The 26,918-nt window shown below is 40.7% G+C and carries 17 protein-coding genes; 10 read left to right on the forward strand and 7 right to left on the reverse strand.

The window, feature by feature from the left end; all coding sequences use genetic code 11:
* Positions 1 to 129 precede the first annotated feature (129 nt).
* From GSQ84_RS16385 to GSQ84_RS16420, 8 genes are all read left to right on the forward strand, one after another.
* A complete protein-coding gene (locus GSQ84_RS16385) occupies positions 130 to 1,575 on the forward strand; it encodes an amidohydrolase family protein (RefSeq protein ID WP_216848945.1) in 1,446 nt (481 codons plus the stop codon).
* Between the two features lie 238 nt (positions 1,576 to 1,813).
* Positions 1,814 to 2,248: a MarR family winged helix-turn-helix transcriptional regulator gene (locus GSQ84_RS16390; protein WP_158798358.1), complete on the forward strand. Its 435-nt coding sequence runs from the start codon at positions 1,814 to 1,816 to the stop codon at positions 2,246 to 2,248.
* Positions 2,249 to 2,307: 59 nt separating this feature from the next.
* A complete protein-coding gene (locus tag GSQ84_RS16395) occupies positions 2,308 to 3,717 on the forward strand; it encodes an MATE family efflux transporter (protein ID WP_216848946.1) in 1,410 nt (469 codons plus the stop codon).
* 402 nt (positions 3,718 to 4,119) lie between these two features.
* Positions 4,120 to 4,725 carry an RNA polymerase sigma factor gene (locus GSQ84_RS16400; RefSeq protein WP_158798360.1) on the forward strand — a complete coding sequence of 202 codons (606 nt, stop codon included), beginning with the start codon at positions 4,120 to 4,122 and terminating at the stop codon, positions 4,723 to 4,725.
* A 67-nt stretch (positions 4,726 to 4,792) separates the two neighbouring features.
* Complete coding sequence (locus GSQ84_RS16405; RefSeq protein WP_158798361.1) at positions 4,793 to 5,980, forward strand: FecR family protein; 1,188 nt, start codon at positions 4,793 to 4,795, stop codon at positions 5,978 to 5,980.
* Positions 5,981 to 6,245: 265 nt separating this feature from the next.
* Positions 6,246 to 9,632, forward strand: coding sequence for a SusC/RagA family TonB-linked outer membrane protein (locus GSQ84_RS16410; RefSeq protein WP_254070887.1), 3,387 nt, complete (start codon positions 6,246 to 6,248; stop codon positions 9,630 to 9,632).
* A gap of 11 nt (positions 9,633 to 9,643) precedes the next feature.
* Entirely contained in the window at positions 9,644 to 11,050 is a 1,407-nt protein-coding gene (locus tag GSQ84_RS16415; RefSeq protein ID WP_158798363.1) for a RagB/SusD family nutrient uptake outer membrane protein, read from the forward strand.
* A gap of 140 nt (positions 11,051 to 11,190) precedes the next feature.
* Positions 11,191 to 12,351 carry a TlpA disulfide reductase family protein gene (locus GSQ84_RS16420; protein ID WP_158798364.1) on the forward strand — a complete coding sequence of 387 codons (1,161 nt, stop codon included), beginning with the start codon at positions 11,191 to 11,193 and terminating at the stop codon, positions 12,349 to 12,351.
* 243 nt (positions 12,352 to 12,594) lie between these two features.
* Here the strand turns inward: GSQ84_RS16420 and GSQ84_RS16425 are convergent, their stop codons facing one another.
* A complete protein-coding gene (locus tag GSQ84_RS16425) occupies positions 12,595 to 14,781 on the reverse strand; it encodes a GH92 family glycosyl hydrolase (protein ID WP_158798365.1) in 2,187 nt (728 codons plus the stop codon).
* Positions 14,782 to 15,561: 780 nt separating this feature from the next.
* Between GSQ84_RS16425 and GSQ84_RS16430 the strand changes: the two genes are divergently transcribed.
* Both GSQ84_RS16430 and GSQ84_RS16435 read left to right on the forward strand, forming a co-directional pair.
* Complete coding sequence (locus tag GSQ84_RS16430) at positions 15,562 to 15,999, forward strand: ester cyclase (protein WP_158798366.1); 438 nt, start codon at positions 15,562 to 15,564, stop codon at positions 15,997 to 15,999.
* Positions 16,000 to 16,075: 76 nt separating this feature from the next.
* Positions 16,076 to 16,981 (forward strand): PhzF family phenazine biosynthesis protein, encoded by a 906-nt coding sequence (locus tag GSQ84_RS16435; RefSeq protein ID WP_158798367.1) that lies wholly within the window; start codon positions 16,076 to 16,078, stop codon positions 16,979 to 16,981.
* Between the two features lie 321 nt (positions 16,982 to 17,302).
* Here the strand turns inward: GSQ84_RS16435 and GSQ84_RS16440 are convergent, their stop codons facing one another.
* The 6 genes from GSQ84_RS16440 to GSQ84_RS16465 all read right to left on the reverse strand — a co-directional run bounded on the left by GSQ84_RS16440 (position 17,303) and on the right by GSQ84_RS16465 (position 26,864).
* Positions 17,303 to 17,854 (reverse strand): gamma carbonic anhydrase family protein, encoded by a 552-nt coding sequence (locus tag GSQ84_RS16440; RefSeq protein WP_158798720.1) that lies wholly within the window; start codon positions 17,852 to 17,854, stop codon positions 17,303 to 17,305.
* A gap of 24 nt (positions 17,855 to 17,878) precedes the next feature.
* Positions 17,879 to 19,291: an MFS transporter gene (locus GSQ84_RS16445; RefSeq protein WP_158798368.1), complete on the reverse strand. Its 1,413-nt coding sequence runs from the start codon at positions 19,289 to 19,291 to the stop codon at positions 17,879 to 17,881.
* 287 nt (positions 19,292 to 19,578) lie between these two features.
* Complete coding sequence (locus GSQ84_RS16450; protein WP_158798369.1) at positions 19,579 to 20,691, reverse strand: TlpA disulfide reductase family protein; 1,113 nt, start codon at positions 20,689 to 20,691, stop codon at positions 19,579 to 19,581.
* 22 nt (positions 20,692 to 20,713) lie between these two features.
* Entirely contained in the window at positions 20,714 to 21,841 is a 1,128-nt protein-coding gene (locus GSQ84_RS16455) for a TlpA disulfide reductase family protein (protein WP_158798370.1), read from the reverse strand.
* Positions 21,842 to 21,858: 17 nt separating this feature from the next.
* Positions 21,859 to 23,304 (reverse strand): RagB/SusD family nutrient uptake outer membrane protein, encoded by a 1,446-nt coding sequence (locus GSQ84_RS16460; RefSeq protein WP_216848947.1) that lies wholly within the window; start codon positions 23,302 to 23,304, stop codon positions 21,859 to 21,861.
* Between the two features lie 11 nt (positions 23,305 to 23,315).
* Positions 23,316 to 26,864 carry a SusC/RagA family TonB-linked outer membrane protein gene (locus tag GSQ84_RS16465; RefSeq protein WP_158798371.1) on the reverse strand — a complete coding sequence of 1,183 codons (3,549 nt, stop codon included), beginning with the start codon at positions 26,862 to 26,864 and terminating at the stop codon, positions 23,316 to 23,318.
* Between the last annotated feature and the right edge of the window lie 54 nt (positions 26,865 to 26,918).

Consider the following 26,918-nt stretch of genomic DNA (forward strand, 5'->3'; position numbering starts at 1 on the left):
AACCCTTCAAGGGACGCTGATAAATTTATAACATAACCCCCTGAATTTATTAATATCAGAAATATAATTTCAAAAAAAATAAATGAAGATCAATTAGTTAAGTAACTTTAGTAGGATTAAGACAAACCTATGCCATACTCAAATTTTTATTGTCGTTTTTTGATGATAGCTGGTTGCCTGTTTTTTTCAGGCTGTGCACATCGATCTTCACCCCAGGTTATTCATACTCCGAAAAAAGAAACCCGGCAACAAATGTTTGTGATCAAAAATGTCAACGTTATCCCAATGACTTTGGGAGATGAAATAATTGTCGATGCTAATGTTTTAATTACAAATGAACGAATTACGTCGATCAACGGATCCATACCTCCGGGAGCTACAATTATTGATGGGAAAGGAAAATGGCTTATCCCCGGCTTGATCGACATGCATGTCCATGTCCCGACAGATATTCATTTCGGCTCAAGATACATCACCCAGGGTGCTACCATATTTTTCGATACGCAAGATATCATGACACTTTACATTGCAAATAGGGTCACTACTATTTTTGATCTGAATTCCAAAGCAGAACATTTCGGTCAGAGAAACGAAATTGGAAAAGGGAAAGTTATCAGGCCAAGAATGGCATTAGCCGCTCTTATTAATGGCGGAAGCGGACCGGGAAGAATCGTAAATACCGACTATGACGGACGCCAGGCTGTTCGCAGCGCAAAAGCAGAAGGTTACGATTGCATCAAACTCTATTCCCAGCTTAATATCGAAACCTTTAAAGCCATTGTAGACGAAGCCAGGAAGCAGGGAATGAAAACTGTAGGCCATATCCCCGACGCGTTTCAGGGTAAATTGGAACAAGCTTTTGTACCTAATTTCGATTTGGTTGCACATGCAGAAGAATTTTCTAAACAAACAACTGAATATAGTGACGAGGACGCGAAACGCTTCGCAAAACTGATGAAAGATAACGGCACCTGGCTATCCCCTACTTTAATAACTATGGTAGATATCTTAAGTCAAAGCAGGTCGCTCGATGAACTTAGAACATCTCCTACTTTACAATATGTTCATCCGCTATTGCAAAGTAAATGGCTGACAGCAAATAATTATAATAAAAATACCAGTGCATACCGGGTGGCCCATTTCGAAAAAATGGTTGCTTTTCACAATCGATTGGTACGTGCCTGTAAAGCAGCTGGCGTTCCGATAGTCGCAGGGACAGATACAGGCGTCTCAGGTGTTGTTGCAGGATTTGCTTTACATGATGAGATTGAGCTTTTAGTGGCAGCCGGATTAACACCTAAAGAAGCAATCACATCCGCCACCCGCCTTTCCGCTACATGGTTGGGAATTGATAGCCTGACTGGAACCGTGGAAGCCGGAAAATTTGCAGACCTCATTCTGCTCGATGCCAATCCACTCAGCGATGTGAAAAATCTTCGAAGAATCTCAGGTATTTTTGTAAATGGCAGGTGGGTTAACCGTTTCACAATCGACACCATGTTAGCTGATCTTTCAAAGCGCAACACTGCTGCAGAAGATGACTATGATTGGAAGAAAATGACAGGATCAAAGTAACCGCCCTTAATAAGGAAATTGCCAGATCTCTTCACACCGCCGATACAGGCTGAAGCATTTCCAATGTAATCAACAACTGAAGATCAGGGAATACCTGGCGATTTCTTATTGGAAAAAAAGAGACCCGGAAGGCAATCTGTACTGATATGCCAAAAAGAACGAGAGGAAATTTTATTAATAAAACATTTACATGACACAATAAATAGATGACACATCAACTATTCCTTATGTTTGTGCCATGAATACGATAGCTGATAGTTTCTTCTTCCAGGTGATGCGGATGCGGAAGTCAATCTTTCGGAAAACCAACCTGCTATTGACAGAAGCAGGCATTAACCTTCAAATGGAACAGCTTCCAATATTGGTTATCCTTCAAAAACGCGGCACGCTATCCCAGCGCGAACTTTCTGATATTACGCTTCGGGATAAATCCTCAATTTTAAGAAGTGTAAGTGCCTTACAAAAGAAGAAGCTGCTGGTAGTTGAACAGGATAGTATTGACAGAAGAAAAAACAATATCGACTTAAGTCCCGAAGGAAAAAGGCTGGCTACCCAAATTGCAGAAATAATGCAAAAAGCAGAGGATGATGCACTATCCGTTTTTTCAGATGCAGAGCGTAAAACAGCTTATCAGACAGTGAAGGGTTATGCTGATAAACTGGAAGGAATTTAACCTTTTTTTTGAATAAATAGTTGATATATCAATGATTATAAGATATGAAAAATAAACAAATGTTATTGGAAGGGCCTATCCTTTCATCACTTTTAAAATTAGCGATACCCATCATGATGGCTAATATATTGCAGGCCGCCTATCAGTTGGTTGATGCTTTTTGGGTGGGCCGCCTGGGCGGATCGGCGGTTGCTGCGGTATCCGTTAGTACGCCTGTTATTTTCCTCACGATGGCTATAGGCATCGGATTGGCCATAGCGGGCTCTATCCTGATTGCGCAATTTTTTGGCGCGGGCAACCAAAAAATGGTGAACCATGTTGCCGCTCAAACCCTGCTGATGGTTATTTCAATATCGGTCATCTTAGCCGTTATAGGCTGGTTACTGAGTCCGCTTTTTTTGACCTCGCTTAATGTAGCTCCTAATGTATACAAAGGGGCGCTTGGCTTTATGCAGATCTCCTTCATCGGGCTGGTATTCAACTTTAGCTTTATGGTGTTCCAGTCGATAATGCGTGGTGTAGGCCGCGCGGTTTTACCGGTATTCATCGTGCTCGGCACCGTGATCCTCAATTTTGCGCTCGATCCCTTATTTATCTTCGGCTGGCATTTTATTCCGGCAATGGGGGTAAAAGGTGCGGCAATGGCAACAGTATCCACCCAAAGTCTGGCACTCATTATCGGATTTGTGATCCTCTTCCGCGGCAAACACGATGTTCATTTGCAGCTAGCTGATTTTAAACCTGATTATGTCCACATCAAACGGGCATTTAAAATCGGTTTCCCATCATCTATAGAACAGTCCATGCGGGCTATCGGTATGACGGCCATGACCTTCCTGGTTGTCCGCTTTGGTACCAATACGGTGGCTTCCTATGGTGCAGGATCTAATATCATGCAACTTATTATGATTCCCGCCCTCGGTTTATCCATGTCGATATCTACCCTCGTGGGGCAAAATATAGGCGCAGGTAATATGCTCCGCGCTACTAACATCGCCAAGCTGGGTGCATTTCTGGGCTTCGCCCTGTTGGCAGTATTCGGATTGATCGCTTTTCTTTTTGCTTCGCAGATCATCGCTTTCTTTGTACCTGGCGATATCGAGATTATCAGGAGCGGCACTATTTTCCTGCGTACTACCTCTGTAGCCTGGGGATTTCTGGGCTTGCAGATGTGTTTAATCGGCGCTTTACGCGCTAACGGCAACACCGTCATCCCCATGATCCTGGCGCTGGTTTCGCAATGGGTGTTGCAATTCCCTATTGCTTACTTCCTGTCGCATTACACCGCTATGGCTGAACATGGGATATGGCTATCTTTCCCGGTTTCCACTATCATAACCGCGCTCATCACACTGGCCATCTATGCCAAAGGCGACTGGAAAAAGAAACAGATCATCACCAAAACCGTCGATATCAAAATAAAAGCAGAGGACGAAATGATGATGGATGGTATAGAAGCACTCAAGTAATGGCTCTTACCCGGTGACAACACCAATTTGAAGCTCAGCGTTGGACAACATGATTAACATATATATATGAAAGCAATGTCAATCGATAAAGGATATATAATTTATATTGCTAAAAATAAACTATAACATACTGAAAAATTAGTAGGTTATAGCTTATATAGCCAAGTAAGACAAGGGAAACCCTATTTATTTTTAATAAAAGGAATCAGAACTTTGTTTTAGGATTCCAATAAACATATTTTTTTGCACTTAAGCCCAATTTTTCTTTTTTTGCTATTAAATACTGACGAATAGGCCATAAAAACCTAAAGTTTTTCTTTTTAATGTGTTCACTAAAAATATTCTACACTTAACACTGAATTAATATTCATTTTATTGTGTAAATTCGGTTCAGTTATTAAGATGAACCACCTCGACACCCTTTCCGAAGTAGAATTACTTGGTTTGCTCAAGCTCGGCGATAAACGGGTATTCGATCATTTTTATAAAAGCTATAGTTTACCTATATACCGTAAATTATTAAAAATGACAAAGGTTGATATATTGGCGGAAGAATTAATGCAGGATGTATTCGTCCGGTTATGGGATAAACGGCACCTGATCGAATCCGGACAGCCTTTTAAGTCCTATTTATATACTATCGCTCAAAATATTGTTTACGACTTTTACCGTAAAGCAGCCAGAGAAGAACGTTTACAATCGGAAGTAAAAGCTTTCAGTACAGAGTTATACCATCATACTGAAGAAAAGATATTTTTTAAAGAAACGAGGGAAATTCTTGATAAAGCTATCAATCAGTTGCCTGCCCAGCAAAAATTAGTGTTCACCTTGTGCAAAATGGAGGGTAAAAGCTATGAAGAGGTCAGCAAGACATTGGGCATCTCTACCTCCACTATCAACGGGCACATTGTTAAGGCAACAAAGAATATTAAAGAATATATGTTCAACTATGAGCATATCACTTTGGCTTTTTCTATCGCGGTTATGATGGCGGTAAACAAAATTTAAAATTTATTTTCAACCAGGATAGATGACACTCGTTTTCAAGGCGTAATAGCACATAAAGACTATTACTTTGAAAAACCAGGAGCGTTTAAAATTCTTATACCAGCAATTTCTTGCAAATAATCTGACGGAACAGGAAATCGAAGAGTTATTCGTGCATTTTCAAACTCCGGATGAAAAGGAACTCAACTTTTTAATCAGACAGGAATTTGAACAAACTGAAGCGGAAACAAATGCTTCGCCAATGGAAGAAATCTTATTGGATCGTGTACACGCCCATCTAAAAGACCATATTCATTCAGGAGATGAAAAGAATACCAATAAAAGACGCTTGTTGATCTATGGTATTGCCGCAGCCGCATCCATCTTATTATGTATTTCAATAGGTACAACTTACTATTTGATGTCTAAGCAGCAACCCGGACAACAAATTGTCCAGCATGAACTGATAGATATTAAACCGGGTAGCAAAAAGGCAACTCTTATATTGAGCAATGGCAAAATGATTAGTTTAAATGATGTCCGGACGGGTATGCTTGCGCAACAGGGGAATACAACTGTAACGAAAAGTGCCGACGGCCGGGTAGTTTATCATCAAAATAAATCTGATGAATCGGGGGCCATTGTTTACAACACCATAACTACCCCCCGTGCCGGTTATTACCCCCTTACCATGGCCGATGGAACTGTGGCCATATTAGACGCGGAATCATCAATCAAATACCCGGTTAGTTTTAACAAGACTGAACGAATGGTGGAGGTGACCGGACAAGTTTACTTCGAAGTAAAGTATAACAGTGCCCAGCCTTTCAGAATTAAGGTTAAGGGACAGACCATAGAGGATTTGGGTACCAAATTTAATGTGAATGCTTATGATGATGAACCCTCCATGAAAACAACTTTGATTGAAGGCAGTGTCAGGATAACAAAAGAAAAACAAACCGTTGTATTGAAACCCGGTCAGCAGGCCACAACCGAATTAAATAAAAACACCATTCAAGTACAGGCAGTTGATACGGAAGATGCCATTGCCTGGAAAAACGGACAGACTTCCTTTAAAAACGAGAATATAGAAGAAATTATGCGGCAGGCAGGCCGCTGGTATAATCTGGATGTCCGCTATCAGGGCCAGCCATCTAAACGGCAATTTATTGGCGGTATCTCAAGGACAGCTAATCTGTCAGATCTACTTAAAATCCTGGAATTTAATAATGTACATTATAAAATTAGTGGGAATACAATCACAATCACACCCTAATTAAATAAACTATGATCATCCAAAAATGTGCCTATGATAATATAAAGACTTAAAAACATTGGTTGATCCATAAAAAAGCCGGTAGTGCTTCTAACACCACCGGCAAATATTTGGGTTAACCTTTTCTTCCCGAAAAATCGGAAAGCATAAAAAATCCTCTGACAGATTTAATTACGAAACCCAAACAATCAAAAGTATGAATTTTTATACGCCCTTTACCCTCGTGCGTAAAAAACGAGGTATATTCTATAAGACCCTTATGGTTATGAAAATAGTAACCTTTATCATCCTCGTAGCCTGCCTTCACGTTTCTGCGGGATCTTTTGCGCAAAAAATAACACTGAATGAAAGAGATGCTTCTCTGGAAAAGGTATTCAGTGATATCAAAAAGCAAACAGGTTATATATTCTTTTATGAGAACAATGTCTTAAATGGTACGACAAAAATAAGTATCAATATAAGAGATGCCAATTTACAGGATGTATTAAACGAGTGTCTGAAGGGCCAGCGTTTGGATTATACTATAGCGGGAAACATTATCGGTTTAAAAAAACAAGATCCCTCCCTGTTAGACAACCTGAAAGACAGGGCAGCTAAACTTCTAGCCCTCTCCTCAGCTATTAACGGAAGAGTAATTGATAGCATTGGCCAACCCTTAGCCGGCGCATCGGTTATTCTTAAGGGTACCCGCTACCATACTTTAACAGATAGCAAAGGAAATTTCAGCTTCCCTTCCGTACCGGAAGGGAAATATACTTTGATAGTCGATTATATAGGTTATGCCAGATTGGAAAAAAGTATAGAAACAGAAGGTAAAGATTTAAAGTTATCCCTGATCGCACATCTGTCTACTTCTTCGCTCGACCAAATACAGGTGATCGCTTACGGTGCAGAATCCAAACGCTTTAGTGTTGGATCTGTATCAACGGTTACGGCGGATCAAATTGAGAAGCAACCTGTAACTAACGTTTTACTGGCTCTGGAGGGACAGGTTCCCGGACTCGCTGTGAATGCCACGAGTGGTGCACCCGGCTCCCAGGTACTGGTGCAGGTGCGGGGCCAAAATACAGCAGGCGGCTTTAATCCTACGCTTTCCACACGAAAATCCTACGACCAGCCATTATTTATCATTGACGGTGTGCCTTTCGCTTCGCAAAACAATAATGTAAATCAAATCAGCAATCTTGCCAGCCAAAGATTGTATGACGGAGGAATAAGCCAGGCTGGAGGAATAAGCCCTTTTAACAATATTAACCCTAATGATATTGAAAGTATAAGTATACTCAAAGATGCGGATGCTACTTCCATCTATGGAACACAAGGCTCAAATGGCGTAATCATAATTACAACGAAGAAAGGGAAACCGGGTAAAACTACAGTGGATCTCAGTGTCAATACCGGAATTAATTCGGATGCCAGGCCAGTACAGTACATGAACACGCAGCAGTACACCCAGTTAAGGAAAGATGCTTTTGCTGCAGATGGTGTTACACCTACTAATAATCCAAATGACTATTTAGGCTACGCGCCTGATCTGACAATTTTTGATCAAAATAAATACACGAACTGGGGAAAAACTATTACCGGAAATACAACGAGTAATACAGATATCCATACCAGCGTATCCGGCGGTTCAGCCAATAGTACTTACATGGTTTCTGCAGGTTATTCCAGGTCAGAATATAATTTCCCCGGTGATTTTGCCGACGAAAGATATACCCTGCATAGCGCTTTACACAGTACCTCAGCAGATAAACGCTTTACCCTCGACCTGGTTACTGACTATGGATATGATCAAAATAATTCCGCTGCTTTTGGTGGCAGTCAGGATGTCCTTTTACCACCTAATACCCCGAATTTATTTGCTCCTGACGGAAGTTTAGCCTGGAGTTACAAGGGAGTTGATTTATCCAATTATCAATTCTACAGCTATTTAAAACAGCCTGCCAATCTGGAGAACTATAATTTTAACACCTCCCTACACCTATCCTATCAAATATTGAAGGGCTTATCAATCAGCGCTAATCTGGGTTATAACCGTAATACATCTTCCGAGCATTCTGAAGATCCGGCTGCTGCCCAAAGTCCATCGTATCCTTACGTTTATGCAACCTTTGCCAGTAATATTTATCAGACGATCAATATTGAGCCGCAAATCAATTATACAAAGTCTATTGGGAAAGGGGTATTCAGTGCTTTGATTGGTTCCACCTATAAAAAGAATACAAACAGTTCCACCACCACCCAGGGGTCTGGCTATGCAAATGACAACTTTCTTGAGTCAATTAACGGAGCCGCAACAGTAACTGCTTCGGACAATTCTAATATCTATAGATACAGCGCTGGCTTTGCCCGTCTTAAATATATCTATGATCAAAAATATATTTTTGATGTAACTGGTAGAAGAGATGGCTCCAGTGATTTCGGCCCCGGTCACCGGTTCGGCAATTTTGGTTCCATAGGAGCAGGCTGGATATTTTCTGATGAGAAAGCATTTAAAGAAGCCCTTCCTTTTTTTAGTTATGGCAAGCTTTCGGCAAGTTATGGAACAACAGGATCAGATAATATCCAGGCGTACCAATACCAGGCATTATATAACCCGGTCCCTAGAACTCCTGCTTTCCAGGGTATTCAACCAAGTACTGCAACTAATCTTTATAATCCCGATTATAGCTGGGCCTTAAAAAAATCATTGAATGTAGCGTTAGATTTTGGCTTCTTTAATAACCGCCTGATATTAAATGCCAACTACTACAGGGATCGGGAAAACGACCAGCTGGTCAACTACCCATTGCCTGTACAAACAGGTTTTAATAGCGTTTTGGGAAACCTGGATGCCACTGTTCAAAATAGGGGATTCGAATTTTCGGTAACTTCAACTAATATAAAAACCAGAAATTTCTCCTGGAAAACTAATTTCAACCTAACTTTCAACCGCAATAAATTGCTTTCCTTCCCAGGCCTGGAATCGTCTACCTATAATAACGAGTATGTAATAGGGCAGCCTACTTCTATCATCTACGGCTTTAAATATAAGGATGTAAATCCTACCACGGGGCTGTTTGAATTTTATGATAAAAACGGGGGCGTTACTTCTAACCCTAACGGTGAATTAGCCTCGCAAGGTGGCGATTTAGTACCAATAGCTAATAGGGAAATTAATTACATGGGAGGATTTGGCAATAATTTCTCCTATAAACATTTCGGTCTTTATATTTTCTGCCAGTTCTCCAGTGGGAATGCCCCTAATTACCTGTATCAGGCTTACGGAGATAACTCTCCCGGTTTATTAACCAATGAACCATCAGCAATTGCGAATAATTATTGGAAAAACCCAGGCGATAATGCACAGCTTCAGCGATTGTCGAGCAGCTATTATTCAGCGTCTTATGAGTCCGCAATAGATTTTGCGCAATCCAGTGGTGTATATAGTAAGGATACTTATCTACGTGTAAAAACAATTGCATTATCCTATGCCTTACCTGATGCTTTTCTCAAAAAAGTTCATGTTCAGGGATGCAGCATTTATGTGAATGCACAAAACATGTTCACGATTACAAATTATAAGGTAGGCGATCCCGAACAACCTGGCAATTATACCGCTGTTCCATTGCAGCGCATCATCGCATTTGGCTTAAATCTTAAATTTTAGACAATATTCTCATGAAAATACTTTTTTCTAATAAATATAAAATGGTGGCAGGTTTGTGTTTAGTTGCTTTCAGTACATTTTTTTCCTGCAAAAAATTAACTGAAGTACCTGACAATCCGCCGTCGTCAATCACGCAGGCACAAGAATTTTCGGATAGTACCACAACAATGACTGCCGTTGCAGGGATATATTCTTATAATTCTACCGCCGGGAATGGTTTTGCCTATAGCGATGGTAGATTTACCATGAGCACCGCACCATCCTCTGATGAAGTATCCTACACCTCCAATTCAGACCAGCAGCAATTTTACAGCTACACCTTAGTCCCGTCGAACAGTACTTTAACCTCCTTATGGGGATCGCCTTATCAAAGTATGTATCAGGTAAATAATATACTGACTGGCATCACCAACAACAGTAAATTATCAGCTTCCTTCGTTAAACAAATTACCGGAGAAATGAAGGTGGTACGGGCCTTGTATTATTTTAACCTGGTAAACCTGTTCGGCGGCGTACCTCTGGTAACATCAACTGATTATAATGCTACAGCTCATATTCCAAAGGCTTCATTAACAGCTGTTTACCAACAAATCATCACAGACCTAAATGATGCCGTAAAAAAACTACCGGTTAGTTATCCCTCGGATGGACGGGCGCGCCCAAATCTATATACCGCGCAGGCATTGCTTGCAAAAGTTCATTTATACCAGGGTCAATGGCAGGCTGCCTATAATGAAGCTGATTCGATTATTAAATCCGGCATCTATGACGTTACTAATACCCCTTTAAAGGGTGTATTTCTTCATGGAAGCATGGAAGCGATATGGCAAATACCGGCCTTAGGAACTAACCAGGCAACGGCTGAGGCAGGAAATTTCATTCCTTCTTACACCGGTGCAACGCCAGTCTTTTTAGTAACGCCCTTTTTATTAAATGCTTTTGAAACGGGAGATCAGCGCGTTCAAAACTGGCTTGGCAAAACTGTTGTCAATCAACAGAATCTTTATTACCCTTATAAATATAAGAACAAACGGCCAACGGATACCCCGCTTGAAGATTATATGATCTTTAGATTAGGTGAAATGTATCTGATCAGGGCTGAAGCAGCTGCCGAACTTAATAATCTCAGCGGGGCTTTGGCAGACGTAAATATTATACGCAGCAGGGCTGGGTTACCGTCCAGCACAGCTGAAGCAACATCGCAAACTGCTGTCTTAGCTGCCATTATGCACGAAAGACAAACAGAGCTTTGTTTTGAATGGGGAAACCGCTGGTTTGATCTGAAGCGGACAGGTACAGCAGGAACTGTTTTGAGCGCCGAAAAAACCGGCTGGAAGAGTACTGCGGAACTATACCCAATACCACAAGCGCAGATACAATTAGATAACATGCTCACACAAAATCCAGGTTATCATTAAGCAATAGCGTTCTCGTGGAAAACACCTTCAGATCAACCCCAGGATACAATTATATCCTGGGGGTATTCATCTACACACCTCCAATATGCCCTAACTGGCTTAAGTGCATCATTCTATAAAAATCTATAATTAATTAAATTATGAAAAATATCATTGTATGGTTAATGGCCTTAGTGTCCCTAACAACCTTTGCACAAAATAATAACAATGAGAATTACCAGGTGGTGATTAAAGTTGCCCAATTAACAAAACCCGCAAAGGCGTTTTTATTTTATCGAATCAACAAAACCACATTCAGTGATTCTTCGGAGATCGTAGATGGCAAAATTTCATTTAAAGGCTCAATAGCCGAACCTGCGCTTGCAGAAGTAGTTATTGATCATCATGGCTTAGGGATTACGAAACTTCCTAAAAGTTCTGCTACCAGGGATGGACTGGAATTGTTTCTTGAAAATGGAACAATAACCCTGACTGCAAAAGATTCCGTTAAGCATGCTACCATAACAGGTTCCAGACTCACTGATGATTATTTGTTGTATTTAAAACAATGTTCGGCGCCAATAGCAATGCAACAGGCTATGTATGTTGAATACGCTAAAGCCTCTGCTGAAATGAAAAAGGACACAGCCTTTCAGCATGACATGAAAAAAAGATGGGATGTAGTATCGAAAAAAAGAGAACTTTCAACCGAGGAGTTCATTAAAGCTCATCCGGATTCATATATCGATATCATGCTGACCAATTACATCATGGGAAATAATTTCAAACTTGAAAAGATTGAAACGATTTTTAATAGTTTATCGCCACGTATTCAGCATACATCTGGAGGCCAGGAAATTGCAAAAAAAATAACCAGTGCCCGCTCCATATTGATTGGTGCCATTGCCCCCGTTTTCACACAGCTTGACACAACAGGCAAACCTGTAAGTTTAGCAGATTTTCGTGGTAAATATGTTTTACTAGACTTTTGGGCAAGCTGGTGTGGCCCCTGCCGTAGGGAAAATCCTAACGTTATAGTAGCTTACAACAAATTTAAGGATAAAAACTTCACTGTGTTGGGTTTTTCATTAGATGGTGGCAGAAAAGCTAAACAACTTTGGACGGACGCCATAAAAAAAGATGGACTACCATGGGAGCAGCTTTCAGATCTAAAAGGATGGTCAAGCCCGGTAGTAAGCATGTATATGATCAATGCTATACCTACAAATTTTTTAATCGATCCATCGGGTAAGATCATTGCTAAAGACCTTCGCGGAGACGAGCTGGAGAAAAAGCTCTCAGCGCTTTTTGGAAAGAAGTAATCCATATTCAACTGCAATTAGGCGATTATTGGCTAAAGCTATTGATCGATGCCCATTTATCTAAGCGGGACAACATAAGTTAACATACAGACTAAAGGCTAAGATACAGCACATAAAAAAGGGTCAAAGTTATCTTTCAATAACTTTGACCCTTTTTTATGTGCTTAGAAAAGAACTACTGAGTAACAACAATTGGTTTGAGGCCCCATAAAAAGCAGGTCACTGCTTAAGTTAATTGTAAAGCTATTGAGTAGTAATCGTTAAGGTTTTACCCTGCTTCAAATCTTTATCGGCAATAAAATAACCATTCACTTTTTTATCATCCCAAGATATACCTGTTATCTTTCGGCCTCTACCTTTTTTAATAATCGTGGTAGGTTTTGTACCCAATTTCAAAGTTACCTTATCGAATAACGGTACCGAAACGATATAATTCGGATCAGCAGGAGAAAAAGTATAGAACCCCATAGCATTAAATACAAACCAGGATGACATTTCACCTGCATCATCCATACCTGCGTAAGCCAGTTTATCTTTACCCATATCGTAATAATGGTTCATGATACTGTCCAGGTACATTTGTGCCTTTGGCTGCTTATCTACAAAATAATAGTAGTAAGTGGTACTATGATCGGGCTGGTTACCCTGGCAGTAATTACCAATAAAGCCCGACATATTAGCGGCTTCGCGTCCATCATAAGGGGTCGTATATATGGCATCGAGCTTTTTCTCTGCCAGGGCTTTGCTGCCAAACAATGAGATCAAACCCTGAGGATCCTGCGGTGCAAAGAAGGTAGACTCCCAGGCATTTGCTTCGCGGTACATGTATTCATAATACACAAAACCAGGATCGAAATTTTTCACCCAGCTGCCATCGGCCAAACGACCCTGCATAAATCCGGTTTTCGGGTTAAAAACATTTTTATAGTTGCTGGTACGCTTCATCAGCATATCATAGTCTTTTTTATCACCCAGCTCTTTAGCTAATAAGGCTGTGGCATAATCGTCATACGCATACTCTAAAGTTTTGGTAACCGCAGCTTTGTGCACTTCGCCAAGAGTAGGTTTTTCTACTGGATCCTCAGCGATATAACCTTTGGTATTGTACTCGTCTACATATTTACGGGTGCCCTCTACAGTAGCATTTTTCAACATCAGGTCATAGGCCCCTTTTACGTCATAACCCTTTAATCCTCTTAAATAAGAGCCCGCAATAATTACCGACGCATGGTCGCCATGGAAAAATGTCGGCATAAAGCCAGTTATTTTGCCTTTATCAACCAACGATTGTATCACATCATTTAATACTTTTGGAGATAACATACCCAACAATACATCTTTATTGCGATAGTCATCCCATATTGACGGCTCTGTATAATAATTAAAGCCTTTGTTTACCACCTTCCCACTCATATCGGTAAAGTCGCCATTGGCATCACTGCGTAAAGCAGGCCATAGGAATGAACGGTACAAGCATGAATAAAACAAGCCTTTCTGACGATCTGTACCACCTGCAACTTCTATTTTTCCTAACAAGTTGTTCCAGGTAATAGTAGCTTCTGTCCTAACCTGCGTAAAAGTTTTGCCAAGCATTTCTTTTTGCAAATTCGATTTAGCATTTTCAACCGATACATAAGAAAAACCGATCTGCAATTCCAAAGGTTTTTCTTCATCAGCAAAACTGACCACCGGTGTTTTTTTCGGTCCGGATGGTCTGCCTCGCCCACCACTTACCTGAGTCACGGGGGCAGTTGACGTAAGTGTATCAATTCCTGTAATCTTATGATTGGACACTGCATAGAAATACATTTTTTCGCCGGTCTGTTGGAAGCCGGTTAGTACATTATTACCTTCCTGGTCAATTTTCCAGGCACGTACGCCTTCATTGGCCATTGACAGATCGGCGATGAGTTTTTTGTTGATATTGGACTTATAGGTGTACCTATGGAATGCGCAACGCAAAGTTGAGGTGAGTTCGGCATTGATACCATAACGTGGCAAATAAACCTGGTAATAGCCAGGATGAGCCGATTCCTTTTTATGGCTGAAGGACGACTTATAATCGTCGGCAGTAAAACTGCTCCCCGATGCGGGCATCAGCGGGATATTACATAAGTTCCAATGACCTTTGCTGGTATGGGCAAATCCATAGATTACAGTATCTTCATACTGGTACCCCGAACCGCTATGAAATTGCGTTACCGGAGTTAATTGCACCATCGCATTAGGCAAAGATGAGCCTGGAAACACTTCGGCACCCCAGCTGCGGTGCGTAGGCACGAAGCCAAGGTCCTTTGGATCCCATAAGGTAGCGGTACCCAATAAAGGGTTTACATAAGCGGTCGCCGGTTTTGGCGACACCATTTTTTGAGCTTGAGCATAAGCTGTTACCAGCAAAAACAAAGCGATCAGTAAGGTATTTCTGTTCATATGATTATAATTTGGTACTTGTCATTTATGTCGTCCTGAACACAGGCATCAACCTGCCCGCCACCCATCAGGGTATCGTCGGCTGGATTCAAAACTAAAATATAAGCTGATATAAAGATACAAAAGAAAAAATTTATTCCCTTTCCTCCAAGATTCTGCTTGATCCGCTATTAATGCAATTATCAGCTTAATGCATACCTTAACCAAACAAACAAAGTGAATGTTTTCTGCATGCTTTTCAACTATAATTTAGCTTTACAACACTCATCGTTTTACTCAATTTTAAAAAAAAACAAGTCCGATTTAAGCATATGAATGGATGAAAAATACCGCAATATATTAATTATGAAGGATTGAAATTGCGGAAATATTTAGGTTGATATCCCTTAAAATTGAGTAGGAAGGGGATTATTTTTCTTACTGTACATTTTAAAACAATATTTGCAACTCATTTTCATTAACAAAAAAAATAGCTTGCTGCATTGGTTCACTCCCATCAAACACCTTTGGCAGAAGAGGATCTTTACGGTGAGTTATTTTTTAAGGGTAGCCGGACGGATACGATCAAGGCTTACGATAATGATGGATGGTAATGTATCATAATTCTTACTAAGGGGACAATCTGTTACATTCAATTATTCAAAAACTGTATCTGTTATATTATTGAGTATTTATTCAAGTTTGTAAGATTAATTTAATCCTGCATGTGATGAAAAATACATCATTACCCTCCTTCTTTTATCAATAATGGACTTAAACAGTAACGCACAAAATACACTTATGAAAATTACAACATCAGCGGGAAAAACAGTCGTGGAATTCCTTGAAGTCGTACGTTCCGGAAAATCACCGGAAAGAGCTCCCGAATTTTTGGCAGATTCGGTAAAAGCCCATCAACTTAACGCCGAAAATCCGCAAACCGTGGTTAGAACGCCTGAAAATTTCACCCAGAATATTAAAGATTTCATCCAGGCCTGTGGCCACTACCAGTTTGAGATCACTGAACTTATCGCCAGTGGCGACAAGGTTTATGCCCGCTGGAAACAAACCGGCAACCAAATTGGTGATGTCAATGAGTTTAAAGCTTCCCGATTACCAGTAACCGAGATCGGAAGCGCGGTCTACAGGGTGTCTGACGGAAAGATCATTGAATACTGGGTTCAGATTGACCGCAAGGGTACAGAGATACAACAGCAACATAACGTCTGTTCCCGATAAAACCAACTAACAGCAAAATACATTATAAAGACCTGAGTTGTTGCCGGGTTCAATTGATAAAAATATAAATACGACCATGAAAAAAATTCCATATTACCATGTTGATGTATTCACTGATGTTCCCCTAAGCGGGAACGGGCTGACTGTATTTACCGAGGCAGATGGCCTCAGTAATGCCATAATGCTTAAATTAACACAGGAGATGCGGCAGTTTGAAAGTATCTTCCTTCAGAAAGTTAGTGAAAATAGTGTACGCGCAAATATTTTCACCTGTGAGGAAGAACTGGATTTCGCCGGTCATCCTATTTTAGGTGCAGCTGCCACTTTGCATGATCTTCAAAGCAAAGGCTTGGAGCAATCTGAATGGTTATTTATTTTGAATAAGAAAACCGTAGCAGTAACTGTTGTGAAGCGTGACTATTTTTATCACGTTTCAATGAACCAGGGTCCCGCCGAATTTGGAGAGACTTTAAATGAGGAAGAAACCGCCTGGCTTTTGGATAGTATAAGCCTCACTGAAGGCGATCTTTATCCCGGACTAAAACCAGTAGTCGTATCGACGGGATTGCCATACCTGATCATCCCATTACAAAAAAATGGTTTTGGGGCCAAAATCAGGATTAACGACCTGAGCGAAAAAATAAGTGCATTTGGTGCTAAATTTATAGGGATACTTGAAATACCCTCCAGGCGGATTAGAAGCGGCGATAATTTGGGACAGGTGGAGGATATTGCTACAGGCAGCCTTGCCGGCCCGGCAGGTGCGTATCTGGTAAAGTATGGTTTTCAGAAAGCAAATACACTGATACAAATCAATCAGGGCGAAAATCTGGGCAGGCCCAGCCAGCTTTTTGTGGAAGTAAAGGAAAAAGATGGTAAACCAGGCGATATCCAGGTTAGTGGCCATGTTGTTAAAGTGTCCCAGAGTCTTTTAGATTCCGCCATATTTTCTTATCTGGCTGAAACCAGCACAGAACAATAGTGCTTCTTGAATAAAATCGCTCTCTCTTATGATCCGTTCGTACCGATTTTAAAAGATTAACCAAAGCTAATAATTATAATACAACACCCATTTATGTATACCAATAATAAAATCCTTTTAAACGCTTCCAACTTGGTGACCTGGAATTAACTATTGTTAGTGACGGACATCAACGCATGCAACCCGCACACCCAATCTTTGCACCATTTATTAATCAGCAGACCGTTAAAAAAATGCTATTTACCCTGGCCGGGATTAGGACGCGTGACGCAAAAAGCAACGGGCTTTGAATGGATGCCCGATGCTAATTATTAAAATACTTTATCCCAGGAAACTTAAAAATTTGTCTGTTAGCTGTGTGTATACCTCCGTATTTGAAAGCCCTGTCGTGTCAATACCATAGACGTATTTTGCAAAGCCAACCTTCTTTAAATCGGCGTGGAAATCTTGTATTTCAGACGGAGGATAAATCTTAAGAGGATTGCCGAATCCAATATGGTTTATTGGTATAAAAGTATTAACAGGGCAATGCGTAGCAATATGAATAATACCATTAACTGCCAATACGGTACCGGTTTCTAAATACGAGCCATGAAAAATTGTTGCGCCTGTAGCAATAAAGCAGGCATTTTCAATTGTTGCTCCCGTTACGCTGGCTTTTGGCCCTATTAAAGTATGGTCGCCGATGACGCAATTGAAATGTTTGGAACTGCGGATGATCGCATTTTCTAAAATCACCGCATTGGCGCCAATGGAAATTTTTCCACCAACGGCTGAGATGATTGCCCCAGGCGCTATATAAGTGCCGGCTCCAATTTCAACGTCGCCATCGATAATTACTGAAGGATGAATTTTTGCAGTAGGATGAATCATATAAATTTAATTTGAGTTGTTTAATTAATTGTCAATTCGTTTCTCCTTCGGCATTAACCAAAGGAAAAACGCCACGGCCATCAAAAAGAAAATATTACAGGCTGTGGCAATACGATAAGCATGCAGGTAATTGGCCAGGGTTTTAATGCCCCCTATTTCATTAAAAAACAAGCCGACAACCACACCAACACCAATAGCAATAGCGGTTTGTTGTACTGTAGAATAAGTGCCTGACGCAGCTCCGGCAAAATGGGTGGGAATATTTCTCAATGTAATAGTAAGCAAAGACGGCAATACCGAACCGCAGCCCAAACCGTAGAAGAATAAAACTGCCATTAACATCAATGGGTTAACCGGCCTGGTTTCTAATACAAGGATGTGAAATACAAGTCCAATAATCATGATTATAATTCCAACTTGCAGCACCTTTTTATCGAAAACACCTACCAGATGAATTGATAACAAAGAAGCAATCACATATCCTACACCCTGGCAAGCAAAGAATATCCCGGTTTTGGATGAGCTTATGCCCATCCCGGTTTGCAATAGTACCGTATTTACAAAAAAGTAAGATTCCTGTACCATGTAATAGAAGAAAACTGCCAGCAAACCAATATTGAAATCCCTGTAGCTGAATAGTTTGACATTGATCAGTGGCTCATTGCCCGCCCTTAATTTTCTCTTCTGGTCTTTGATGAATAACCATATCAACAAAAGGGCAGCCAATAACAGCAGAAGAGTCCACAATGGCCAGCCTATTTCCCGTCCGCGTATCAGCGGATAGGTCAGGCTGATTAGTGCAATGGTTAAAATAGCGATCCCGGAATAGTCGAATTTAACTGATCTTATCAGCACACTTTCTTTTAAAAACTTCGCAGACAATGCGGCTGCAAGTAAACCTACAGGAAGGTTGATCAGAAAAATCAACCGCCATCCCGGAATAATAAAAGCCACATCAGGCAGCAAGCCACCTAAAAACATCCCGATTACAGAGGCCGTACCCGCAATACTTCCATAAATACCTAAGGCTTTAACTCTCAAATGGTGTTCAGGAAATAGGATCTGGATCAAAGCGATGCCCTGGGGCACCATAAAAGCGGCACCTATACCCTGAATAAACCGGGCTGTGATCAGCTGAAGCGGGGTTTGCGCTATCCCGCAAAAAACCGATGCCGTAGTAAATACCAACATCGCGGTGATGAAAACTTTCTTCCTGCCGAAATGATCCCCCGTTCGCCCACCGGTAATCAGAAAACAGGCATAACCTATCAGATACAATGCAATGAACAGCTGACTGTCGCCGTCGCTTCCATGAATTCCTGCTTTAATTGATGGGATAGCCACATTAACAATGAAGATATCGATAACCGATAAGAAAACACCCGAAGATACAAGCATGAGTGCCCACCACCTGTAATTTGTATTATAATCTGACATAACAATTTGCTTACCCGCAAACATCAGCAAACTATGGACAAGAGAACAGATACACTTTCTTATTTTATTACCGTAACAGTTTACGGTGACCAATCATATGAATGATAAAATATTTGGTTTTTCAAAAAAAATGCCTGTAAATCAAAGATTTGCCGGCATTTAAAAAATTTAACATAAGACCGTTAATGGGAAATAAAGGTTATACGGAGATGCTGAATCGATTTGTAAATGGCTTGAGTAGTGTCATTAATAGCATTTGATATACCGGTTCTTTATATATCAGTTTATTATTTAATTAATTCTGCTATATTTTCGGTAACGTTTTCACCCCGCAGATTTTTTGCTATAATCACTCCCTGAGGGTTAATCAGCACATTTTGAGGAATGGCGTTAATACCTAATCTAACAGCAATATCCGCTTTAAAGCCTTTCAGATCGCTTACCTGTATCCATGGCATTTTGTCGTGTTCAACTGCCTCAAGCCAAGACGCCCTTTTGTCGTCCAAAGAAACACTTACTATCTCGAAATTCTTTTGTTTCAACGCATTATATGCTTTCAGCAAATTCGGATTTTCTGCACGGCAGGGTACACACCAACTAGCCCAAAAATCAACCAATATGTATTTACCCTTTAGAGACGATAGTTTGAATTCATGGCCCTGGGCGTCGGACATAGTAAAATCAATTGTTTTACCCAAAGCGAATAGCTTGGCTTTGTTGTATCTTTCTGTTATTTTTTGCCCGGTAAAGCTCGAAAGTACCCTTTTGCTTAATGAGTTGTAAACGTGGTCAAATTTATCATCGATCACCATCATCTTGTTGTCCAGTACTGCAACAGCTGTATAATAGGAGTCAGGATGATTTAGGATAAAGTTATCCAGGGTTGACGTCATTTTGGCCACTAACGGTCCGCCATCTATCGATACCTGTTTAATTGCAGCGGAATCTTTTGCTGCTACCGCTTTGTGATAGCGATCTGCAAGCTGTAAATATTGCGCTCGTAAAGGGTCGATTTGAGCGTGATATTCAAGGTAATCGCTTTGCGCTTTAGTGCCGGAAATAGAGGCGGTAGATAAACTATCCTTTCCGTTTACAATGGTTGTTCCTTTTTCTAAATAAAACTCCTGATAATCGGAGTTTCTTGTCTTTGTGCTATCTTTCTTAAGGGGGCTAAGTTCAAGTCCGGCTATGTTGGCAAAGGCCGTTATACCTCTAAATGTAAATTTGCCATCTTTAATTGCGGAACTGTCCCTTACATTTTTGCCTTCGCTGTTGATGTAGTTAAGTAATACAACTTTGTTACTGCCTGCTGAGGATAGGTTTCCTGATATCTTGAATTTATCCTGTGCCTGTACCATAAATGGTAACAGACACAGGATCGCTGAAATTACTCTTTTCATAATTAGATGAAATTTGGTTAGATTATTTAAGTAATGCCGTTAATTTTTCTGTAAGATTGTCCCCCCTGATATCCCGGGCGATGATCAGGCCATTTGGATCGATCAAAAAGTTTTGGGGTACTGAAGTAACACCATATAGTATCGCTACGTCATTTTTCCATCCTTTAAAATCACAAACATTAATCCAGGGCATTTCGTCTTTTTCGATAGCAGCAAGCCATTGAGGCTTGGCAGCATCCAGCGATACGCTTACTATTTCCAAATTCTTATTTTTCAGTTGCTGGTACGCCTTTCTAACATTAGGGTTTTCAGCCCGGCAGGGAGCGCACCAGCTTGCCCAGAAATCGACTAACACATATTTGCCTCTCAATGAAGAAAGCGTAAAAGGTTTCCCTTTAATATCATTCTGCGTAAAATCAGTGACTTTAACACCGGCCTGCCCTCTTTTGGCTATCATTATTCTTTCCTGAATTTGCTTTCCTAATTTAGACGACTGCATTTCGGAAGAAAACCTATGAAACATAGTTTCGGTCGATGCAGCGTCGAATTTACTACCCATAATGAAAACATTAAAAGTATAAAGCCCCATGAACGAATCATGGTGTGATTCAACAAATTTCATGTTAATGTTCCTGATAGCTGCTGAATAAACCCTGATACTGTCGCCCGCTTGTTTACGTTCTTCTACAGTTTTATTCGCTGAACTGGCACTATGTGCAGAAAACTCATCTTGAATTTTTGTGATTTTAGTGATGAGAGGCTCAATTTCCGCCGTTTGTTCCTCTTGCTCCCGGTTAACTTCAGACCCAGTTATTTTTGCGTGGATCATAGAGTCGGGCGTGCTAATCTTAATATCCGAGTTTTCTAGAAAAAAGTTGAGGTAATCTTTTTGATTACCCGATGTTGATGCACCATCCAATTTCACGGCAAGTGTAACCATCTCCGGATCTTGCACATGTCCTTTAAACTGGAACTTTCCATTTATAACCGCTGTTGAATCTGTTTCCTTATAAGAATCCCCCTGCAGTCTGGCGATGTACGCCTTAGCAGGTTGCTTTAAATTTTCTATTGTACCAGATATAGTGTATCCGCTCTGCGCTATTCCCGCAATCGGAAATAGGCAGGCTAACGCTAAAATTATTTTTTTCATTGTATTGATTTTTTAGATTATGGATTATTTACCATGTTCGGATTTTGGTTCATCAGTTTTGGCGGGATTTGCAAAGTGAAGCGATCCGGCGAGAGCTGGAAGGTTGTTGCGGAACCTGTGGCAGAATACAAAGTATGAGTGTAAGTGACACCCTGAAAGAGAGGATCAACCGATAGCCTTCTCATGTCAAACCATCTGTAACCCTGAACTGCAAATTCGCGGATACGTTCGTTCAATATAAATTTTAGTAAAGGCAATTGCTGGCTGGCTGTTGCAGCAGGAACTACTGCATCTGCAGCAGGCATTCTTTTTGCACGCAATGTTTGTACGTCAGAAACAGCATCGGTCAGGTCATTACCCCGGCATTCACATTCAGCCTTCAATAAATAAAGATCCGGAAGGACCACACCGAACTGCGCCTGGCTATAACCCCAATGCCTTAATACACCGGCTACAGGATAAGGTGTTTGAGTAAATGCAGTCGTATTGGTATAAAACTTTAAACGCAGATCTGTTGGGCCAAATAATGCCGCGGCTTGAGGATTGAGAACTAATTCATTATAAATAAACGTCCAGGAATCCGAAGTTGACCTGCCATAAACATTTTCGTAGTTATTGGGAAGCAGCGGATAAGAAGGACCAAAATCAACGTCGTCCGGAGTAAATACTCCGCCGTCGTCAAACTCCACATTATAATCATAAAGCCTTACAGGGATAGGCTGGTTAGCCAGATCAGCAATAGAAGTATTTAATTGAGTAAGCGCGTCATTGTATCTTCCCATAAAAGTGTAAACTTTACCCAGAAGACCTTCAGCTGCTGCTTTGGACATGCGGGTACGGTAGCTTATCTGCGAAGGCAGGTTTGGAATGGCTGTTGTCAGGTCCTGGATAATAAAATCATAGACCTGCTGAACGGTAGCCCTGCTAAAATTAGTTGTAGTAACATCCGCATTTTTTATGATCGGGAAGCCCGGATCTGTTGCCGCAGTTTTTGCGTTATACGGTTTGCCATAATAATTGATCAGCAAAAAGTAGGTCCATGCCCTACCTGCCATGGCTTCAGCTGCTATGGAAAGCTTTTGCTGGTCGGTGCCATCTGTAGCGTGAGGTACCTCATTAATTATTTTGTTATATAAATAAATGTTTTTCAAAGGTAAAACTGTTTCACCGGCATCATCTGACGGTTGATAGAGCACCGCTTCCCATCGGAAACCTGCTTGTGTTTTTAAGACTGCTGCGGTAAAGTATGGATCAACTGCCGCAACTTCATCGCCCATTTGTATCTGGGCATTGGCACTAAAAGTTAGCAGGTTCGAACTGTTTAACAATCCATCATAATCAGATGTTGTCTGGGCTACCAATTCACCTTTTGGAACGATCTCTAAAAAACTCTTTTTACAAGCGGTTAAAACACCCGCCATCAATATTAAAATGAGTGCCGCTTTACTATATATGTGTTTCATTTTCAATTCTTTTAAAGTCTTACATTTATACCCAACGATATTGTCTTTTGGCCGGTTGGCAAGGACCTCGTACCGCCCTCTGCATATTGAAATTCGGGATCGATACCATATTTGTTCGCTTCCCAAAGCATAAGGTTAGATACCTGCGCACGAAGTGTAACCGCATCCGCACTGATCTTTTTAGCCCAGAGTGCCGGCAGGCTATAAGTAAAAGTGATGTCACGCATTTTTATATATGACGCGCTAACTACATTAATATCAGCATAAGTGTAATAATCCGTCTCCCGACGTGAAAGACTTGTTGTTTGGTTGGCTACGAAAGAAGGTACATTTGTAGTAAGCTCATCTCCGGATTTTTGCCACCGGTTAAGAAATTCAGAATTCACATTTCCACTCGTATAGTTGAACGTATTTTGTGTTAATTGGCCAGTGAAGAAATTATCAACATCCCTCCTCATCACAGCGCCAAAATGGAAAACAGCATTAAAGGTAAGCCCAAAAGATCCGTAATTAAAGCTATTGGTTAAACCGCCGCTCCATGGTGGTTGTGTAGTACCCATGTATTTAATATCTCCCGGCTTGCTTACATTAGGCGTTTTAGTAATTGTGCCATTTGCCAAATGGATCTGCGGATCACCCATATTATCCAGGCCGGCATACTTATAAGCAAATAATGCATAGGCGTTGTAACCCGTCAAAAATTGTTGGGCTACCATTTGTTCGCCCGTAGTTACCGGAGCGGTAGCAATATTTAAGCTGGTAATCTTGTTTTGGTTATATGCGCCGCTAAGCATTGTGCTCCAGCGAAATTTATTGGCATGTATATTTAAAGAGATCAGGCTAAGTTCAATGCCTTTATTTTGAAGACTGCCTAAATTGCCAAAAATAGTGGGATATCCTGTGAAACCGTTGGTAGTCAGGTTACCCAATAAATTAGTAGTTTTCTTTTGGTAGACATCAAATGATCCGCTTAACCGATTTTTCAACACTGTAAAATCAAGCCCCAAGTTTATAGTTTTTGTACTTTCCCAGGTTAATTTCTGGTTTGCCGGTGTGAGAATGTTAAGCCCCTGCCCATTTGGCAAAAAAGAACTGAATGCAGTTGTAATAATATCGTAAGAAGCTGCAGTTCCGGGCCTTGGCGCATTACCTGTTAAACCATACGTCGCACGGAGATCCAATTGATTTATCCAGGTTACATCTTTCATAAAAGATTCATCACTGATGCCCCATTTACCACCTGCGCTCCAAACGGGTTTGTTTTGCGCCGCTTTATCAATACCAAAATTATTACTTTGATCTATACGGTAACTGCCATTAATTGTATATTTATGGTCGAAGGTATAAGCAGCGTTTGAGTAATAAGAGTAAAAACGGCTTTGTATTTCTGACTGAGCAAAAGTATAGGGATTGGCTAATTGGCTGTAAGTAGCTACATAATTGGGCCAAACTACTCCATCAACGAACGATGACAATGTTTTATAATCAACAAGGGCACTAGTTTGCAGCGTAGGGTTCCAGCCATAAGCTGTGTTTATATTGTTTATATTATATTGTTCCTGCACTTCCTGGCCAACTAATAGCGTGAGCTGGTGCATGCCGTTATTCCAGTCTTTATTATAATCTAATTGATTCCTTACGGTCCAGTCGCGTTCATTCGCTTCTGATACGGCGTAATTACCGCCAGTTGCCGGCATATCATAAATTGGCGCAGACGCCGCGGTTGGTGCAATGGTAAATTGCACCGTCTGTTCCCTTACTTTATAACTTTGAGGACCATCATAGCTGCGTGTGGTTGTAGCATTTTTTATGAATCCATAAGTGCCTTCAAAATTTAAACCGTCTAATAGCTTTACAGTAGCGCCGAATATATTACGACTTTGCAAAAGATCAGTTTTGGTATAACCGTAATTTACTTCATTAAGAGGGTCATAATCCAGATTGATCTGGCTTCGGGTTTGGAAATCAATTCGCTGAGCATCAGGCAACGGCGCCATCCAGGGCATTGAAAGGTTATTGCCCGAGTTATCCTGAAATAATTGGTAAGGCAAATACTGGTCTGTTGGACTGATATTACGAGGCGTATTGGTGACATTATTGGTAAGGTCGGTAATTAAGTAAAGCTGAATACGTTTGCCCACATTAAAATCCTGACGCAAGTTAATCTTATAAGTATCATTGGTTTGGCCTGGCGAACTGTTTTGGTTGTCGGTATAAGCCATTGACCCGTAAACGGAATAATTTTTCTGGCCGCCTGAAACAGATAATGTGTGGTTCATTAGCATCGCGTTGCGATAAAACAGGTTTTTTATTTGACTGTTATTGCTGGTAGCCGCTAAGCTATCTAAACTTGCATTAGCCTGGGCCGAGCTGATCTTGCCCAGATACTGATTATACAGAATAGATTCATGAGGCGCCAAGCCACCATCTGCTGACGGGAACGCTATTGCATTTGCATAAGGATAGGATACCGGATCAAACGTTTGTTTAGCTGCCTGGATATATTGTTGACTGTTTAATACAGGGAAATAATTGATGTTAGGTTTTCCCTGGAAGTTAACAAATGCATCATAATTTATTTTAATTTTATCGCCCCTGGTTCCTTTTTTGGTGTTGATAACAATTACTCCGTTGGCAGCCCTTGATCCCCAGATAGAAGCCGCCGTTGCATCCTTTAGCACCGTTATATTAGCTATGTCCTGCGGGTTTATGTTAGAAACATCCGTAATCGGGATACCATCAACTACATACAAAGGAGAGGGATCAATCGAAACACTGGTTACCCCCCTTATCAAATACGGGCTTTCTCCAGGTGCATTATTTATTGTTAAACCGGGGATCAGTCCATCCAAACGTTGCAAAATATTCATACTGGTAGACCGGTTATCCACGATAGTCATATCCGGTTTAGCAAATGAACCGGCACTTCGTTCTTTAGAAAGCGTTTGGTAGCCATTTGAAACGATGTTAATTTCCTGCAATTTGTTAATGTCAGGTTTAATCACAACTTTTAAATCGGCAGCATTCGCACGTGTTATGGTTACTTGCTGAGTAACATATCCAATATAAAACACATCCAACACAGCACCGATAGCCTCATTGGGTAAGTTAAACATACCATTGACGTCAGTAATTGCCGTGTGCTTAGTTCCTTCTACCCTTACTGTAGCACCTGCAAGCGGAAAATTGGTTGAATCACTGACCACTTGCCCATGAATATTTACAGGCAAAGAAAGGAGATCACTAATTTTGTTAAAAATTCCACCTTTTTTTTGAGCTACAACAACTGTTTTATCGTCAATTGAATATACTAATGGTTGTCCTTCAAATATTTTGTCAAGTACAGACTTTAATTCTTCGTTACTCGCAGTAACTGTAACCGTTTTGGCATCTTCAAGCGTTTTACCTGTATAGGCGAAATCGTAACCTGTTTGGTTGCGTATTTGTTGAAATACAGTAGTAAGTGCCGCGTTTCGCACTTTTAAGGTCACTTTTTGTGCAAGGGAAGCGGCGCTAACCTGCATTATTACGACAATCATGAATAGGGTGATCAGTTTCATAACCAGCAGGATTTTAGGTGTACAGCAATGCCGTACAGATCGTTTGTAAAAATC

The sequence above is a fragment of the Pedobacter sp. L105 genome (assembly GCF_009765875.1).
In the GTDB taxonomy this organism is placed as follows: Bacteria; Bacteroidota; Bacteroidia; order Sphingobacteriales; family Sphingobacteriaceae; genus Pedobacter.